Origin of the sequence: Citrobacter sp. 50677481 (genome assembly GCF_001463265.1) — a bacterium.
Taxonomy (GTDB): domain Bacteria; phylum Pseudomonadota; class Gammaproteobacteria; order Enterobacterales; family Enterobacteriaceae; genus Citrobacter_A; species Citrobacter_A sedlakii.
Genome location: NZ_LNHZ01000073.1, coordinates 1 through 509, shown reverse-complemented (window position 1 = coordinate 509; position 509 = coordinate 1). Strand labels below are relative to the sequence as shown.

Sequence of the window (509 nt, the reverse complement as noted above, 5' to 3'; positions counted from 1 at the left end):
TGGTTGCGGGGGCCGGATTTGAACCGACGACCTTCGGGTTATGAGCCCGACGAGCTACCAGGCTGCTCCACCCCGCGCCTGAAACGTGGCATATTTTACTCTTTTTGAGCAAAAGACGCAAATACTGCTGGGATTTGGTACCGAAGACGGGACATAAAATCGAGATGAATTGTAACGGCGATTAGTATATTTTGTCAACATGCTTTTTAGCGCCCCCGATTGCCGTTTGTGCTGGTATTTCAGGCTTTTTTAGCAAAAAGATGATGAAGCACTTCCTGTCGCCAGTAAAAGATGGTTAAATGAATACTCACAATTAATGCATAAAAATGCAGTTAAGGTTGTTGGGTCGAACTCACCACAGTCTATCGAGCAGTGTTTTATTTTATGACGACGATTCTCAAGCATCTCCCGGTTGGTCAACGTATTGGTATCGCTTTCTCTGGTGGACTGGATACCAGCGCCGCCCTGTTATGGATGCGCAAAAAAGGCGCCGTGCCTTATGCATATAC

Annotated in this window: 1 protein-coding gene and 1 tRNA gene; one reads left to right on the top strand and one right to left on the bottom strand. The window is 46.6% G+C overall.

All coding sequences use genetic code 11. The annotated features are described in order from the left end of the window. A tRNA-Met gene (locus APU02_RS21210) sits at window positions 1-77 on the bottom strand. 307 nt (window positions 78-384) lie between these two features. Here APU02_RS21210 and APU02_RS27040 point away from each other — a divergent pair. Next, on the top strand, window positions 385-509 hold a 125-nt coding region (locus APU02_RS27040; protein ID WP_223813335.1), incomplete at its 3' end, for a hypothetical protein.